The sequence below is a fragment of the Vibrio rotiferianus CAIM 577 = LMG 21460 genome (assembly GCF_002741985.1).
GTDB lineage: Bacteria > Pseudomonadota > Gammaproteobacteria > Enterobacterales > Vibrionaceae > Vibrio > Vibrio rotiferianus.
This window is the reverse complement of sequence record NZ_APHW01000109.1, coordinates 13224-28519: the sequence shown is the minus strand read 5'-3', so window position 1 is coordinate 28519 and position 15296 is coordinate 13224. Positions and strand designations below refer to the sequence as shown.

Below are 15296 nucleotides of genomic sequence, written 5' to 3'. Positions count from 1 at the left end.
AGACAATTATGAAAGAGTGGCTCGAATATTTTTCAGATGAAGATGGACATTGGGACATCTTGTCTGAATCTAGACTGGGTGAACTAACGGAACATAAAATTTCTAAAAATGGAAACGAAGCAACAATATGTAGTAGAAGAAAACCCGGAAATGTAGTCTCCGTTTCTATTATTTCAGCATCAAGAGAGATAGATTCAGTGACTGGTCGCATAGGACTAGAAAAGCGTTACCTAATAAAAGTAGAATCTTTAAAAGATGGCTGGTATCTAATTACTCCTGAAACCTACCGTTCCGAAGAGGCTCTTAAAATTGCTTCTTTATTCATGGACAAAAACGGAGATCTAGCAAAAAAAATATGGAAGATGAAAAAACTCGGAGCAGATTGTCGTAAGGACAAAAACTACATTAGGGTTGATAGGTAATATGAATAACAAGGACATGCACCACTCTAAAGCGCACATGCTAATACAGCGCGCCACCTAGGTTGGTCCTTGTTGCGATAGCAAAGTGGTTAAATCTAGGCAGTAGCCAGTGACGTTTGAGCGGATTTACGCCCTGACAATGAACAGCAGGAATTGCCAAGCCCCAACCACCTAAAGCATGTGAGTAAGGAGTTTGGTGATAATGGTTATTAGGAAAAAAGATTTATTCGTTGATTCAGTCTTCTCCATTCAAGTACCTGAGAAATTAACAAGGACAGGCACCACTAAAAAGGTCACATGCTTATACAGCATTCTTTGTGGTGCCTGTCCCTTCAATTACCGACCAAAATCATCATGTGATACCAAGGTCGCTTAAAAATCATTCAGCATTAAAGTCTGCCGATTTTGATATTGATAGTACAAGTAATTTAATTTACTTGCCAAAAGACCGAACTGTACACGCGACTAGAAGCATCCACAATGGCTGGAATAAGGATCACGCTCAGTACAATCAAGATATTAGGGCTGAGCTTGATTAAATATCAGCTATCGGAAAAGAAGAAGGATGGAATCAACAACAATATAATGATGCAGTTAATGACTTACGACGCGATACGCGTCAAAATCTCAGACAGAATAAAACTAAATGTGGTTAAGTCATAAAAATTTTCAGAAGATAAATGATGTATTATATTTTGACAGAATTTTATTATAAAGATATCTACTTTAGCTACTCAGATAGAAACGAAGTTGATTATGTAGACGCGCAGCAAGGTAAGGTGGCAGAAAATAAAGAGCTACTTTATGAAATTGAAGAAATTGATGGGAAAATTGGTTGCTATGACATTCTTCCGACGCTTGGTTTACAATTGGTAAGCAAGAACTTTGTTGAAAAATTTAGGTGCCTTTTAGGAAAGGAAATTGTAACCTTTCCAGCTTGTATCATAGATAATAAAGGCAATGTGAATAGGAACTTCTTAGCAATACATGTCGTAAATTGTTATGAATGTATTGACTTAAATAAATCAAATATAAAGTACAAAACATATAGAAGTGGAACTAAATCCATGAGAATAGTTGACCTGTATCTTGATTCAGAAAAGGTAGGGGCATCATCAATTTTTAGACTTAAAGAGAAAAATGGTTACACGATAGTTACGAAAGAGTTTAAAGATAAATGTGGATCTTTTAATGGTTTACACTTCCAAGAAATAAATTTTTAGGTTAATCATTGGTCAAAGAAAAATTAACAAGATAACAAGGACAGGCACTATTAAAAGGCCAAATGCAAATACAGTGCGAGGCCGTGGTTGGCTCTGTCGTGATAGACAAGAGGCTAAGTTTAGGTAGTAGTCAGTGACGTTTGAACGGATTTACGCTCTGACAATGAACCACCGAAATTGCTAAGCGCTAACAAGTTGCTTCTTTGTTTAGGTTAGGGAAACTAGCAAGGACAGGCACCACTAAAAAGACCACATACTTATACAGCGCGAGGCTTTGCTTTGTCCTTATCGCTATAAGGTAAGGGACTAAATCTAGGCAGTAACGAGTGATATTTGAACGGATTTACCCTCTAACAATGAACATCAGGAATTGCCAAGCGCTAACAAGTTGATTCTTTGTTTAGCTTAGGGCGTGATGATAAAGGTGGGGGATGGTAAGTTAGTTGTCTTCGAGTTTGTATCGCCCTCTAACAGGCAAATTTAGAAAAATTACAAGGACAGGCACCACTAAAAAGGCCACATGCTTATACAGCGCGATGCCTTGGTTGGCTCTTGTCACGATAGGTAAATGGCCAAATCTAGGGAGTAGCCAGTGATATTGGAACGGAACTAAGCTCTGACAATGAACAGTCGGAATTACAGAAAATAACAAGGACAGGCACTATTATAAAGGCCACATGCTAAAACAGCACGTCGTCTTGGTTGGTCCTTGTTGCGATAGGTAAGTGGCCAAATCTAGGCAGTAACGAGTGATATTTGAACGGATTTACGCTCTGACAATGAATAGTCGGAATTGCCAAGCGCTAACAAGTTGACTCTTTGTTTAGCTTAGGGCGTGATGATAAAGGTGGGGAAGGGAAGCTAGCTATCCAATCGAAGTAAATGGATACGACGTTTGTTCAAGTTGAGCTTCGCATGTTTGGCACTAATATCTGCCTCTAACTTATCCGTTAGGGTGCTTTTTTTATGATACTTCAGTAGTTGAGAACCCCAAAGAGGTGTTAAAAATGTTATTTCCAGAGCTAAATGCGTTCGCTCTTTATTCAAAGTGTGATGTTATCAGTTTCATGAATAATGAGCTTGGTGATAATAATATTCTCGATTATTTAACTAAAGATGATGGTGGAGAGCTAGTTGAAAAGAGAGTGTTGTTACCCATTTTTAATGTTGATGATGGTTTGTACAACATCGATGTGATCGTTAACGATGGGAATGGCAGCCAAGATCTTGGAGTTTTTTGTTCCTCCGGTGAGGTATCAGTCATTGGCCTTGGCTATTTAGCTGAATTTGATCATGAACTCCTTTGTATGGCGGGCAAGAATCAATCTTTTATAGTCCCTAACGGTACTTTTGGTGTGTCGTATTGTTTAAATGATATTGAAGAAAATCTAACTATATACTTAAACTCAAAATAGAAATTAACAAGGACATGCACTACTATAAAGACCACATGCTCATCATTTGTAGTGTCTGTCCTTTCAATTCTAACAGAGGAAATAAAATAAATTCTTTTGATAAAACAAGAACTGATGATCGATGAAAAGCATTTAATAAATAATATGAAAATTCTCACATCCTTTGTGGTGTCTGTCCCTTCAACTCCTCAAGGCTTTGATATTTTAGGTGATGTTGTCGTTGTAACGTCTACATATATTGTTAATGACAGACCACCTATTCTCTATGTATCGCATGAGTTTGATGAGGTCGAAGGAGTTATTTGGCAGTTTCATGCTGGTAATAATGATTACGACATGAATAAAATGCTTTTAGTTAGCCTTAATAGTATTTTAGAAATGGATGCTTCTATTAATGAGCTTTCAAGTCTTCCACTGAATTCTGTAGCCCGAAGAAAGTCTATTGGAGATAGTTGGACTTTTTCTGAAGAGTGATAAAAAGGATGCCTGTTTAGGCATCCTTTTTTATTTATACAATTCAATCAAGTGTAAATAATGATGGAATTGATGTTCATATTTAAATAAGTTGTACTTTTGATTCTTTTCCTAACAACGAATCTTGTGCAATCTCAACTAGTCCTGCAAAACTTGATTTTTGACAGGACTCTAAAAAATCATATACTTCGTTTTTTGGCCATAGATATGCCACTGCTGCTATATAGCAGCGTGGTGTTATTATGATTCCTTCATCTTCTGTATACGGAGAAATACCTGCTATTATTTTCTTTATATCTTTTTGTTTAGGGATTATTTTCTTATACAAGATGGCTGAACACGCACCACTTATCTGTAGGTCGTTACCTTTTTTAATTGATTCAAAAAGAAAGTCTAAATTCAACGTGGATGTGTTTTCTAACATGAATATGGAGAATGCTAGCTCTCGATATAAGACCGTATGTTTATGGTCTTTATCTACAAGCTCTTTAAGAAAAGGTAATGCCATTTCACAATTAGTAACCCCAATAGCTTTTATTAGTTGGCATTGAGTTTGCCATGCTTTTGGTTTTTCAATTTCTTTAGTTAAGGCATTAAGCAAATAAGTACAGTATCCACTTAAGTTATTTTTTATAATACTCTGCGCTGCTTTTCGTATTTTTGGCGTAGAACCTGACTCTAGATCTTTGACATAGTCCATGGTGAAATCTCATCTTTGTTAATGTTTTTAGTTGTTATAGCTCTTTCGCTAAAAATATTATGTGCCTTATTTAGCTGCCAGCCTTCCTTCCTGAGTCCCAGCGCCTTGACTGATACTTGATAATCAAACTCTCCAACACTTCTAGTATCACCATCTGCTCACCTTCAGGCATCTGACTGATCGCTTCTAGTTGTAAAGCAAGATCGTCACTAGGGCCTCGTTCATGTTCTTCAAATAGCAAGAAGTCGGTACTGACATGTAGTGCGATAGCAATCTTCTTTATGGCATCCAGAGATGGTTGGGCTTGACCAGCTTCATACTTCTTCAAACTGTTCACATGCACACCCAGTACATCAGCCATCTGCTGCTGCAAGAATAACAAGGACAAGAATAACAAGGACAGGCACTATTATAAAGCCCGTTCAGAGCTGATGCCGCAATGGCGATTACATCGCGGTGAGCGTGGAGAGTTGATACTAAAAAACAAGAGCGGGCTTGAGTATCATTTTGAACACGCAGTAGGTACGACTTTACGTTTAACAATGCAGCAGGACGCGTATGGAAATGCTACGCAGTTTGTATACGATCGTGGTTGTTTAAAGTGGGTTGTACTTTGCGATGGTCGGTTAATCCAAGTCGAAACACAAAGAAACCGCATTAAAGAACTTACTTTATGCAAAGCAGATAAAACCCCAATCTGTAAGCTTGCCGAATACAGTTATAGTAGGCAAGGCTTCTTAAGTTCAGTGCGTGCCGAGGCTGGACGCAACTTTGATTACCAATACAGTAAAGAAGGCTTTCTAACTTATTGGCGAGACCTCTCTCATACCTGGGTAGAGCATGACTTTGACGACAAAGGCCGTGCTATTGCAACTCGCTGTGCGGGTGGGTATTGGGATGATGGGATCACCTACGATGATGAAAACCGAGTCCATTACTATCACACGGCATTCGGTGGCACCCAAGCCCTTCACCTTGATGATCAAAACAGACCTCTGCAAATTGTTGATGAATTTGGCAATCCAACCAAAAGTGTTTGGCAAGATGATCTGCTGATTAGCCAAGAGAATGCACTCGGTGAAACCGTTCAATACACCTACGACGATTGGGGTAACGTAACCAGTGCCATTGAGCCAAATGGTGCAGAACACGCCTACGAGTACAACGAACAAGGTTGGTTGCTGTGCTACACAAACCCAATGGGTGCGGTTTGGTCTTATGAATACAACAAGTATGGTGACGTAACTGCCATTACGGATCCAGAGGCGCACCAAACCCAAATTACCTATACCGAGTTTGGCCAACGTTCAAGCGTGACAGGGGCTGACGGCGCAACAACTCATTATTCGTACTATAGCAACGGTTTGTTGGCAAGGGTTGAGCCACCTATCGGCTACGGTATGGACTTGTTTTACGACGAGCAGGGTCGCTTGATAAAGCGTGTGACAGACAATAAGCAAGTGCGAGAGTGGTTTTACGAAAAGAACAACAAACAACCTTGTCGCATTCAATATGAAGATGGTACAGAAGCGCATTTTGAATACGATGTAGAAGGTAACTTAATTAAAGTGACGGATGCTCTGGGGCATAGTCAGCACTTTACTTATGGACCATTTGATAGGCTTGTGGAAGCGACGGATCCTTTAGGTGCCAAAACACATTATCACTACAATGCGGAAGCCGAGTTTGCGGGTGTTACAAACACTCATGGTCAAAAGTGGTACTACGATTTTGATAAAGGCGGACGAGTGGCTGCCGAGCACCACTATGATGCCCGTGTCGATCACTATCAGTATGATGCGGCAGGCCGACTGAATCGCCATATCAAGCCAGATGGTGTACAGCACAGTCACAGCTACGATCCTTCAGGAAAACTGCTCGAGACGGTGACGCTCGATCACAACGAGCAACAATTGGGTAAAGCTTGGTATGAGTACGACGCTGCATCCCGCTTAACCTACACCGAAAATGGTGATGCATGGGTATCCTTTGCTTACAGCCAATCTGGGCTGTTATTGGAAGAAAACCTCAATGGCACCCCTATCGTTCATGAATACGATGAACATGGCCGCCGCATTGGCTCTTCAGGCAGTAAAACTGCGCGACAATATCAATGGTCTAAGCACCAATTACAGCAACTCTCGGTAGGCGAGCATACCCCGCTGCAATTTGCGTATCATCCCAGTGGGCAAGAGCAAACTCGCGCCACAGAGCAGGGGTTCAGCCTCCACCACCAGTGGAGTGAAACAGGGTTACTGTTGCAACAACAGCTCGGTAGCAATGGTGATAGCTTACGCCAATATCAATATGATGCCCTCGATAGGCTGGTGGGCATCGACGATGCCAAACGTGGTAAGGCGAGGTTCAGCCTAAACGCTAATGGACAAGTTCAAGCCGAACGCCAGCAAAAGACTTGGGAAAGCCAGCAACGCTTTGTACACCTGTTTGGTTACGACAGCGAACTCAACCTGAACCAACAAGGCTTTGCGACTGAATATGGTGATAGTGACAGCAATGTAGTGTCGCTCGATGACGCACGAGTAAAACGCCAATCTCGCCAATACGATAAGGCTGGCCGTGTATTGGATACGGGACGATTCCGTTATCACTACGACATGTGTGGTCGCGTGGTCGAGAAAACCGAATACAAAGACGGCTTCCGACCAAAAACCACCCGTTTTGTTTGGAATGGGGATGACAGGCTCACACATATCGAACTGCCCGATGGTGGGCGGTACCGCTACCGGTATGACCCGTTAGGCAGGCGAGTCGCAAAAGAGTGTTTAAGCACCCAGCGAATCACTGAGTATTTATGGGATGGGGCAAATATTGTCCAGCACAGTCAAAAGACCGCCGATGGCAGTGTTATTCAGGAAATCGAATATCTCTACGAGCCAGAGAGCTTCCGCCCACTCGCGCAGGTGACGCACAAGGCCAACCAAGCGTCTCAGTTACACTATATCGTGACAGACCATGCAGGTACGCCACAGGAGCTGTGCAGCGAACATGGCGAGGTCGTTTGGCAAGGTGAACAAACCTTGTGGGGACATTACCAACAGAAAAATGCGCTTCCTAATCATGGTTTTAGAGAAAACGCCCAGAATGATGAGCTATACTGTGACCTGCGTTACCAAGGGCAAATAGAAGACCGCGAATCCGGCCTTTACTATAACGTTAATCGCTATTACGATGCAGACAGTGGCCAGTACCTAAGCCCAGACCCTATCGGGTTTGCGGGCGGATTAAGACCACAGGCGTATGTATTTAACCCGCTGGATTGGGTTGACCCGCTGGGGTTGGCGGGCGAAAGCCATGACCTTGATTGGGATGCTGTCGTTCCCAAAAAAGGTAAATATAAAGGGCAGAAACGTGAAGATCATGTCCGATTACACAATGTAGATAACGCAGATAAACTTCAGCATGGAGTTTTTTATGGTGATGGTGTAGATGTCACAAATGAAGCATGGAAAAAGCACATAAAGAAGGCATAAAACCTGATGCCGAAGGTAATTTATTTGTCCCTATGGGTAAATTAACAGGTAGAGCAGGTGGACAATCTGTGGATACTGGAGAGTTATTTACAGGTGTTCATATAAAACTTGTCCCTAATTCAAATAAAATTATTACTGCTTTCCCGGGAAATTAGAGGTTAAAAATGGAAACTTATTATTGGTACGATGAATGTACAAAGTGTCATCAAGGTCGACTGATTATTACTAAAGATGTTACAAATGATAGATTGTATTTACACTGTGAAGAATGTGAATATGGGTGGCTTGCTCCTTCAGAAGTAAAAGAACCTTCAAAAAGTTTTTTAACATTGATTGAAGACTTTGAAACTGAAAACCCAGATATGGATACGATTAAAGCTTATAGCTGGGAAAATTATGCATGTCACGAATTTTCGGAATAAGATGCTCATTGAAGCACCAAAAATCAATAGCCGGGATCAACACCTCGTATCTACGATTGCGGAAGAAAATAACAAGGACAGACACTATTATAAAGGTCGCATGCTTATACAGCGCGAGCCTTGGTTGGCTCTTGTCACGATAGGTAAATGGCCAAATCTAGGGAGTAGCCAGTGATATTGGAACGGAACTAAGCTCTGACAATGAACAGTCGGAATTGCCAAGCGCCAACAAGCAGATAGTTTGTTGATATTAGGGCGTATAGATAAAGATGGGTGACGGTAAGTTAGTTGTCTTCGAGTTTGTATCGCCCTCTAAGAAAATAACAAGGACAGGCACTATTATAAAGGCCACATGCTAAAACAGCACGTCGTCTTGGTTGGTCCTTGTTGCGATAGGTAAGTGGCCAAATCTAGGCAGTAACGAGTGATATTTGAACGGGTTTACGCTCTGACAATGAATAGTCGGAATTGCCAAGCGCTAACAAGTTGACTCTTTGTTTAGCTTAGGGCGTGATGATAAAGGTGGGGGATGGGAAACTAGCTATCCAATAGAAGTAAGTGGATGCGACGTTTGTTCAAGTTGAGCTTCGCTTGTTCTGCACTTTCTTGGCAGCCGACAGCTGTACTGCGGCGGCGCTCTAACTGAGTGCATGCCTCCAGCCAGTTTCGCTGGCTGATATTTAGACGTTGTAATATCGGTGGAATATGTATTTCCATACTGGCTTTGTTGTCTCGGTATTGACGCGCTGTCCAATCAACGAGTTCTATATAGTCCATCAGACGGAATGGAATACCGTCGATGGCTTCATTGGAGGGATTGCCGATAAATGGATGAAGACAAGGTGCCGTCGGCTGCTGGTGGTTCAGAGCCTCTAACCTTGCCTGAATCGAGGTAAAGTCGGAGGCTTCTGGTGTGTCTGCAATACCTGCTCTAAGTGGATTTAAATCGACGTACGCCATCGCTGCCGCAAGGGCCTGTTCGTCAAGCAGGGCCTGGCTTTTAAAGCGACTTTCCCAGAAATGGCCTTTGCAGTCGTCTTCTTTGTTTGCCTGACAAGCGATGTCAAAGTTGAGCTCTTTCATAAACCAGCTTAGGCTCCATAGCCGCTCTCGCCAAGACTCTATAATCGTTATACACGCATCGATTTCTGCTTGGCTAGTGAGTTGCCCTGACAGCCACCGAGTGACCAACGTAGGTAATTTATGCTCTTGCTTCCAACGTGCAATGACATCGGAGTTTGATAGATTCAGGGCTTTCTCTCGATTGATATGTACCACAAGATGATAGTGGTTACTCATGATGGCATAAGCGCAAACATCGATGCAGTAGACTTGCGAAAGGGCGTACATTTTTTGCTTTATCCACTCACGGCGATGTTCATAGTTTCGTTGCGTGGTTGGATCTTCACCGCATAGGAAGCTTCGCCTCACACAACGAGAAACACAGTGATAATAAGGCGTTGTCTCTACACAAATCTGTTGGCTTCTCGCGGTGGTCATCTCATACCCTTATGTTGAATTACCGATTCAGGTTAAGAAACAGTCTAAGACGTCGCAATCTGTTATGAGCCAACCTCTGACTGAGGTATCAACAACCCACACTTATTTCATTCTTTGTGGTGTCTGTCCCTTCAACTTCGAGGAGGTACGGCAACTGCGCACAAAGGCCAAGGAGTACATGGTAAGGCATATAAACAACATGTTTATGACAAGCTTAGTAACGCGAATAATCGAGATAGCTTCTTATCTGGATTAGCTGAACTCAAAAATGAGTTAGCAACAGGAAAAACATTCCCATTAGCAAGGTAGATTTATGAATTTTCAAGAAAGCATTGAGCTTCTAATTAGTGATATGGATGAAAAAAAATCAGAGATACTATGAATAAGGTGGAGAGAGCGAAAGCTACGACTATTAAGTGGTCTAAGCTTCCTTCGGACGGGTTTCTTCCTTTCAAGGCTATATTGTCTGGGTTAAAGCCAGATTGTCTTGTAGATAAGATATCAAGTAAAATTAATGCCTTTGAATATCATTATGACGATGAAAGTAATTTGTTTTTAATTAAAAGTTATGATCGAAAAGGAAATGTTGAAAGCCAAGAGTATATAGACAGAAATGACAATGTTTCGGTTGTTATCGACAATTATGGCAGTGTTCGTTCTAAATGTAAGATAGCTTTCGATGATAAGAAAAGGTTAGCGGAAGGGATATACATTGATGATTGTGTTAGAATTCATTATTCATATAATTATGAAGGTGATTTAATTAGTTCTATTGTTGTACGTTCAAGTCAGAATGGATATATTGAAACTACTCTTTTTGTTGAAAGGAGTGGTTTGGAGGTGGTTAATCTTTACTACTTTTTTAATGAAAAGAAAATGTATCTTATTAATTGAGATAAATTAACAAGGACAGGCTCCACTATCAAGGGCACATGCTAATACAGCGCGAGAATTTTTTTGACCTTTGTCGCGATAGATAAGAGGTCACATCTATTATGGTACCTGTCCCTTCAATTCGCTCGCTGGCGAGACAAATGAGAGCAGCAGGAGTTCCTGAAGAAAGTGTTAGAAAAACAATAAAAAAACTACAAATATTTTAAGTGAATAAAGAGCGACCTAAAGATGGATAGAGCTAGCCTTGAAAAAATATATCATCTGAATAGGGCAATAAGTGACCGTGAGCTTGACCAGAAAGCGTCCGAAATGAAGTTGGACATACCACTGCCTTACCTCCAGTTTTTGAGATTATCAAATGGATTATATAGTGGTGAAGAGTTGGTCCTATTGGAGATTGAGGAAATCGAAGTAAGAAATAATGATTATGAAGTACAGGAATACTTGCCAGGTTATGTAATGGTTGGTGATAATAGCGGCGGTATTGCACTTGTTATGAATAGCGATGAAGACTTTGTTTATGAAGTTGATATGGGGTCAATGGACGTGGAGTCAATGAAGAAATCTGCTGACAGTTTGCAACAACTCTTAATTGATTTTAAGGGAAAGACTCTCGACTATAGAGAAAATTAACAAGTAATAAAGAAAATAACAAGGACAGACACTATTATAAAGGTCGCATGCTTATACTGCGCGATGCCTTGGTTGGTTCTTGTCACAACAGGTAAGTGGCCAAATCTAGGCAGTAACGAGTGATATTTGAACGGGTTTACGCTCTGACAATGAATAGTCGGAATTGCCAAGCGCTAACAAGTTGACTCTTTGTTTAGCTTAGGGCGTGATGATAAAGATGGAGGACGGGAAGCTAGCTATCCAATCGAAGTAAATGTATACGACGTTTGTTCAAGTTGAGCTTCGCCTGTTCTGCACTTTCTTGGCAGCCTACAGCTGTACTGCGGCGACGCTCTAACTGAATGCATGCCTCCAGCCAGTTTCGCTGGCTGATATTCAGACGTTGTAATATCGGTGGAATATGTATTCCCATACTGGCTTTGTTGTCTCGGTATTGACGCGCTGTCCAATCAACGAGTTCGATATAGTCCATCAGACGGAATGGAATACCGTCGATGGCTTCATTGGGGGGATTGCCGATAAATGGATGAAGACAAGGTGCCGTCGGTTGCTGATGATTCAGTGCCTCTAATCTTGCCTGAATCGAGGTATAGTCAGAGGCTTCTGGTGTGTCTGCAATACGTGCTCTAAGTGGATTTAAATCGACGTACGCCATCGCTGCCGCAAGAGCCTGTTCGTCTAGCAGGGCTTGGCTTTTAAAGCGGTTTTCCCAAAAGTGGCCTTTGCCATCCTTTGTGATGACTGTCCCTTCAACTATGCACCATGTAATTGGTAAAGAGCCTGGACCGATGTTAGATTTTTTGTGAGGTAATAATGAAAACAATAGCTGAGTTAATAGATAATTTAAATGACAATGCTGATGATGAGATTTTTTGGCTAGGAGAGGCTAGTGATGAGCAAATTGAAATCTTAGAGTTGGAGTTGGGAGCGATATTTCCTGAATCATTGAAGAACTTTTTCCGCTTAGTCGGTGGGGGAGGCTCTGTAGAAGAAGAGATATCAGGAATCATCGCTGATAATGCACTAGCAGAATCTCATGGTAGCATACTGTTTGATACATTTTATTGTAGACGCGATTTTGGATTGCCTGATTATTTAGCTGTTATATATTTAAAGGAAGATGAAGTTTGCTGGTGTATTAACTTATTGCCCGATGGATTTGGTAAGATCGTTAGTTATAACCTGTTCAAGCAGAAAGTTGATAGAGTAATATATGATTCTTTTGAAAAGTTCTTAGAAGAGTATGTTGAACTTAGAACAGAATAAAAATAGCAATGGAATTAACAAGGACAGGCGCTGCTAAAAAGGCCACATGCTTATACAACACGACAAGTAGCAAAGACAGGCACTACTATAAATGCCAAATGCTAATACATTGCGAGGCCTTAGTTGGCTCTTGTCGCGATAGACAAGTGGTAAAATCTAGGTAATAGCCATTGAGATCTGAAGGGATTTACGCTCTGACAATGAACATCAAGAATGCCAAGCGCACAAAAGCAGATAGTTTGTTGATATTAGGGTGTGTTGATAAAGATGGGTGGCGGGAAGCTAGCCATCAGTTAGCTAACCAACGACCTCGCATTACACAGAATATCTTTGCTCCCCTCAAAATCGATGTGAACTCATGTCGACAATTTGAATTGTTAAGCTTTGTGGTCAACACTCGAATAAGTACCTATTAAACAATCTAATACCAACTCGTACTGAGAGAATTCTGTTTTCGATAGCTCAAAGCCGTGTGTTGGTGTATCAATAATTGTGAGAGGACTGATGTTATGTTGAAAAGAGCAATTGGCGCATCGTTACTGGCTTTGATGCTAGGCGCTTGTACTACGGTTAGTACCGATGTCGACAAGCAAGCCGACTTCACGCTGTATAAGACTTTTGATTTTGGTGAGAAAGGTTCATCGCCTATGAGTCTTGACGCTCGTCGAATCGAAGATGCTATTGAAGGGCAACTGCAGAGCAAAGGTCTTTCTATGGTGGAGGCAGGAGGGGATTTGTATATCCATCATGATATTCAGCAGGAATCTGAGCTTGTATCATCTGGTACTTCGTTTGGTGTGGGGTATGGCTGGAATAGTTTTGGAGTCGCTGTCTCTAGCCCAGAAAGGTATCGTGAAAGAAAGTATGGCAACTTAGTCGTAGAGCTGGTCGATACCAAAGCGAATCAAGTTGTTTGGAAAGCCATATCGAAACGTAAGTTGACGGAATCCATGAGTACTGAAAAGCGTGAAGAGTTTATCTCAGAAGAAGTGCAAAAAATGTTTGAGTTGTACCCACCAAAAGAGCAATAAAACGGCACTTTGATATCAAACTATGACCAAATTATTGTGATGTGAGAATTTCATTTGCATTGCGCTTCAAGTGGGGCTAAAACGTCTTATCGTTACGTTTGAGGCTCCCCTTGGTGCGTACCTTCCTGTTTGGTTTGCTCACTCTTGTTTTTTCTGGTTTGGTGTTTGCATCAGGGCAGAGTAATGCTTTCCGACAATCCCATTTCGCCACGCCAGCAGGGCTAGAGCATATCGAAGAAGAAAAGCTCAGAACGACTTTCTTTTTCCGGGAGTTAAATGCATCTCTCCAAGGTCGCCAGCAACTCCGCTTAAATTCTACTCGTCCAATAACCACTCAAGATCGTCCGCCCCTTTACAATGAGACTGTTCGTACAACGAGCGTTTGGGTGTCGCAATCAGAGCAATCTCTATCAAATGCTTTACGCTGTGCTTATGCAATGCTGCATCGCGCAATGGATACGAACCACAATACTCGAGCTCGGGGTCTAGAAGAGGCAAACTTGCTATACCGATTTATTCATTATCAATAGTCAAATCTTAACGTTTTGATTTATTGGAATAATTTGGAGAAGTATATGTTTGATTCTATTTTAGATGTCTTGTTAGCTCTATGGCACCAAGATTTTTCTGCTTTGATGGCGCCCGGTAGTGCGGGTTTGATCTACTTTGTAGTAGGCATGTTGATATTTTTAGAGAGTGGCTTTATACCAGCGGCTCCTTTCCCTTGTGACAGTGTGGTTGTTTTGTCTGGTACCCTTGCTGCAGTCGGGATTCTGGACCCGGTATTCATATTGCTATTGCTAACGGTATCCGCAGCGTTTGGTAGTTGGGCTGCGTATTTTCAAGGGAAATGGCTAAACCGCCTGCCTAAAGTGCAAGGCTGGGTAAATGCAGTGCCTGAAAGACGCCTTCACCAAGTGGACGTGCTTTTAGGTAAACACGGATTGATTGCGCTGTTTTGTGCTCGTTTCGTTCCTGTCGTACGGTCATTGCTACCGTTAATGATGGGAATTAGAGGCAAGAAGGTGAACAAGTTTCACTATTTCTCGTGGTTAAGCGCATTGTTATGGACGTTGTTGCTTTGTGGCTTTGGTATGTTGTTACCTTTGTTACCAGAAAACATCAGCAAATTAGTCACCATGGGGTTGATGGCAGCACCAGTAATCACGCTAACCATTGCCATTATGAGCTTCATTATTGTTAAAGTGCGTAAAACATGGAGCAAGTCAAAGGCAACTCCGCAACTTCCTCAGTAGCTTCATTTGTGTGTTTAAATGTGCATCAAAAATTAAAAAGGCGCTGTGGTAGCGCCTTTTTAATTCAAGTCAGTTTAATTAGTATCCGGCATTGTAGAGCAGTTCACCGGCTTCTTTACATTCATTCTGGTAAAACTGTGTGAGTTCTCCTTCATCTATACCTTTTGCTTTGAACTCGGTCTCAGCAGAGGACAATTGGCTAAAGGTATAGCCGCGCTTGGTTATTAAGTAATGGCGGAACATAGCACGATGTTCAGGTACCGCGGTTCTAATGTTGGATGCATTCGCACACTCTAGCAATGTCATATCACTCATATCTTCAGTTTTAGCGGCCATAGCCGTAGCAGTGAATAAAGAAACAAAAGCCAGAGCGGTAACAGTCACGATTTTTTTCATAATCAGGATCTCGAGTTAATTTTAGAAGAGATCATCCATGGCTAATACTGACGGTTTCCATTTTGATGTCAGTACAGTCGATGCGCGAGCTATAAGTCGCGACTGTTTTTGAATACGTAAAGTAAGTTAGCTTGCTTCCAGCCTGGTAGGTGATGACCTCCATTGCTAGCGAA

General features: G+C 41.6%; 18 protein-coding genes and 1 pseudogene. 14 read left to right on the top strand and 5 right to left on the bottom strand.

Annotated elements, in window-relative coordinates; all coding sequences use genetic code 11:
* The first annotated feature begins 8 nt into the window (after positions 1-8).
* From B853_RS24185 to B853_RS24165, 5 genes are all read left to right on the top strand, one after another.
* Positions 9-422, top strand: coding sequence for a hypothetical protein (locus B853_RS24185; protein WP_010450549.1), 414 nt, complete (start codon positions 9-11; stop codon positions 420-422).
* Positions 423-739: 317 nt separating this feature from the next.
* On the top strand, positions 740-961 hold the full coding sequence (locus B853_RS26950) for an AHH domain-containing protein (RefSeq protein ID WP_081641244.1): 222 nt from the start codon (positions 740-742) through the stop codon (positions 959-961).
* A 141-nt stretch (positions 962-1102) separates the two neighbouring features.
* On the top strand, positions 1103-1645 hold the full coding sequence (locus B853_RS24175; RefSeq protein WP_050541127.1) for an imm11 family protein: 543 nt from the start codon (positions 1103-1105) through the stop codon (positions 1643-1645).
* A 1007-nt stretch (positions 1646-2652) separates the two neighbouring features.
* Positions 2653-3060, top strand: a complete 408-nt coding sequence (locus tag B853_RS24170) for a hypothetical protein (RefSeq protein ID WP_038887989.1) — start codon at positions 2653-2655, stop codon at positions 3058-3060.
* A gap of 114 nt (positions 3061-3174) precedes the next feature.
* On the top strand, positions 3175-3534 hold the full coding sequence (locus B853_RS24165; protein ID WP_050569033.1) for a hypothetical protein: 360 nt from the start codon (positions 3175-3177) through the stop codon (positions 3532-3534).
* An 82-nt stretch (positions 3535-3616) separates the two neighbouring features.
* Here the strand turns inward: B853_RS24165 and B853_RS24160 are convergent, their stop codons facing one another.
* Together B853_RS24160 and B853_RS24155 are read right to left on the bottom strand one after the other, a co-directional pair.
* A complete protein-coding gene (locus B853_RS24160) occupies positions 3617-4234 on the bottom strand; it encodes a hypothetical protein (RefSeq protein WP_038887988.1) in 618 nt (205 codons plus the stop codon).
* A gap of 70 nt (positions 4235-4304) precedes the next feature.
* The gene (locus B853_RS24155) at positions 4305-4595 is read right to left on the bottom strand and encodes a helix-turn-helix domain-containing protein (RefSeq protein WP_050569034.1); all 291 of its coding nucleotides are present in this window, start codon (positions 4593-4595) and stop codon (positions 4305-4307) included.
* A 181-nt stretch (positions 4596-4776) separates the two neighbouring features.
* Here B853_RS24155 and B853_RS24150 point away from each other — a divergent pair, with 181 nt between their 5' ends.
* From B853_RS24150 to B853_RS24140, 3 genes are read left to right on the top strand one after another with little or no spacing between them, the layout of a single operon-like run.
* A complete protein-coding gene (locus tag B853_RS24150) occupies positions 4777-7725 on the top strand; it encodes an RHS repeat-associated core domain-containing protein (RefSeq protein WP_160167646.1) in 2949 nt (982 codons plus the stop codon).
* Positions 7698-7880 (top strand): hypothetical protein, encoded by a 183-nt coding sequence (locus B853_RS24145; protein ID WP_038887985.1) that lies wholly within the window; start codon positions 7698-7700, stop codon positions 7878-7880. The genes B853_RS24150 and B853_RS24145 overlap by 28 nt, the downstream gene beginning before the upstream one ends.
* Before the next feature lie 9 nt (positions 7881-7889).
* Positions 7890-8147 carry a hypothetical protein gene (locus B853_RS24140; protein ID WP_038887983.1) on the top strand — a complete coding sequence of 86 codons (258 nt, stop codon included), beginning with the start codon at positions 7890-7892 and terminating at the stop codon, positions 8145-8147.
* 537 nt (positions 8148-8684) lie between these two features.
* Here B853_RS24140 and B853_RS24135 read toward each other — a convergent pair.
* Positions 8685-9647 (bottom strand): transposase, encoded by a 963-nt coding sequence (locus tag B853_RS24135; protein WP_211285391.1) that lies wholly within the window; start codon positions 9645-9647, stop codon positions 8685-8687.
* A gap of 378 nt (positions 9648-10025) precedes the next feature.
* On the opposite strand from B853_RS24135, the gene B853_RS24130 reads away from it, so the two are divergent.
* A complete protein-coding gene (locus tag B853_RS24130; protein WP_128827034.1) occupies positions 10026-10541 on the top strand; it encodes a hypothetical protein in 516 nt (171 codons plus the stop codon).
* A 228-nt stretch (positions 10542-10769) separates the two neighbouring features.
* Positions 10770-11174, top strand: a complete 405-nt coding sequence (locus B853_RS24125) for an SMI1/KNR4 family protein (RefSeq protein ID WP_050568996.1) — start codon at positions 10770-10772, stop codon at positions 11172-11174.
* Positions 11175-11406: 232 nt separating this feature from the next.
* On the opposite strand, the pseudogene B853_RS24120 reads toward B853_RS24125, so the two are convergent.
* A pseudogene (locus B853_RS24120) lies at positions 11407-11904 on the bottom strand (transposase); the annotation flags it as partial.
* 83 nt (positions 11905-11987) lie between these two features.
* On the opposite strand from B853_RS24120, the gene B853_RS24115 reads away from it, so the two are divergent.
* The 4 genes from B853_RS24115 to B853_RS24100 all read left to right on the top strand — a co-directional run bounded on the left by B853_RS24115 (position 11988) and on the right by B853_RS24100 (position 14727).
* Positions 11988-12440, top strand: a complete 453-nt coding sequence (locus tag B853_RS24115) for an SMI1/KNR4 family protein (RefSeq protein ID WP_038886702.1) — start codon at positions 11988-11990, stop codon at positions 12438-12440.
* Positions 12441-12949: 509 nt separating this feature from the next.
* Entirely contained in the window at positions 12950-13471 is a 522-nt protein-coding gene (locus tag B853_RS24110; protein ID WP_128827033.1) for a DUF4136 domain-containing protein, read from the top strand.
* 113 nt (positions 13472-13584) lie between these two features.
* Positions 13585-14001, top strand: coding sequence for a hypothetical protein (locus B853_RS24105; RefSeq protein WP_071235889.1), 417 nt, complete (start codon positions 13585-13587; stop codon positions 13999-14001).
* A 45-nt stretch (positions 14002-14046) separates the two neighbouring features.
* Positions 14047-14727 (top strand): DedA family protein, encoded by a 681-nt coding sequence (locus B853_RS24100; protein ID WP_010452407.1) that lies wholly within the window; start codon positions 14047-14049, stop codon positions 14725-14727.
* A gap of 78 nt (positions 14728-14805) precedes the next feature.
* Here the strand turns inward: B853_RS24100 and B853_RS24095 are convergent, their stop codons facing one another.
* Positions 14806-15123: a hypothetical protein gene (locus B853_RS24095; RefSeq protein WP_038886706.1), complete on the bottom strand. Its 318-nt coding sequence runs from the start codon at positions 15121-15123 to the stop codon at positions 14806-14808.
* Between the last annotated feature and the right edge of the window lie 173 nt (positions 15124-15296).

Bases quoted from the DNA above. Each gene is read 5' to 3' on its own strand.
- B853_RS24115 (WP_038886702.1), top strand. From the start codon at position 11,988: ATGAAAACAATAGCTGAGTTAATAGATAATTTAAATGACAATGCTGAT.
- B853_RS24150 (WP_160167646.1), top strand. From the start codon at position 4,777: ATGCAGCAGGACGCGTATGGAAATGCTACGCAGTTTGTATACGATCGT.
- B853_RS24125 (WP_050568996.1), top strand. From the start codon at position 10,770: ATGGATAGAGCTAGCCTTGAAAAAATATATCATCTGAATAGGGCAATA.
- B853_RS24095 (WP_038886706.1), bottom strand. From the start codon at position 15,123: ATGAAAAAAATCGTGACTGTTACCGCTCTGGCTTTTGTTTCTTTATTC.
- B853_RS24170 (WP_038887989.1), top strand. From the start codon at position 2,653: ATGTTATTTCCAGAGCTAAATGCGTTCGCTCTTTATTCAAAGTGTGAT.
- B853_RS24100 (WP_010452407.1), top strand. From the start codon at position 14,047: ATGTTTGATTCTATTTTAGATGTCTTGTTAGCTCTATGGCACCAAGAT.
- B853_RS24155 (WP_050569034.1), bottom strand. From the start codon at position 4,595: ATGGCTGATGTACTGGGTGTGCATGTGAACAGTTTGAAGAAGTATGAA.
- B853_RS24130 (WP_128827034.1), top strand. From the start codon at position 10,026: ATGAATAAGGTGGAGAGAGCGAAAGCTACGACTATTAAGTGGTCTAAG.
- B853_RS24175 (WP_050541127.1), top strand. From the start codon at position 1,103: ATGATGTATTATATTTTGACAGAATTTTATTATAAAGATATCTACTTT.
- B853_RS24140 (WP_038887983.1), top strand. From the start codon at position 7,890: ATGGAAACTTATTATTGGTACGATGAATGTACAAAGTGTCATCAAGGT.
- B853_RS24185 (WP_010450549.1), top strand. From the start codon at position 9: ATGAAAGAGTGGCTCGAATATTTTTCAGATGAAGATGGACATTGGGAC.
- B853_RS24160 (WP_038887988.1), bottom strand. From the start codon at position 4,234: ATGGACTATGTCAAAGATCTAGAGTCAGGTTCTACGCCAAAAATACGA.
- B853_RS24165 (WP_050569033.1), top strand. From the start codon at position 3,175: ATGATCGATGAAAAGCATTTAATAAATAATATGAAAATTCTCACATCC.
- B853_RS24135 (WP_211285391.1), bottom strand. From the start codon at position 9,647: ATGACCACCGCGAGAAGCCAACAGATTTGTGTAGAGACAACGCCTTAT.
- B853_RS24110 (WP_128827033.1), top strand. From the start codon at position 12,950: ATGTTGAAAAGAGCAATTGGCGCATCGTTACTGGCTTTGATGCTAGGC.
- B853_RS24145 (WP_038887985.1), top strand. From the start codon at position 7,698: ATGGAAAAAGCACATAAAGAAGGCATAAAACCTGATGCCGAAGGTAAT.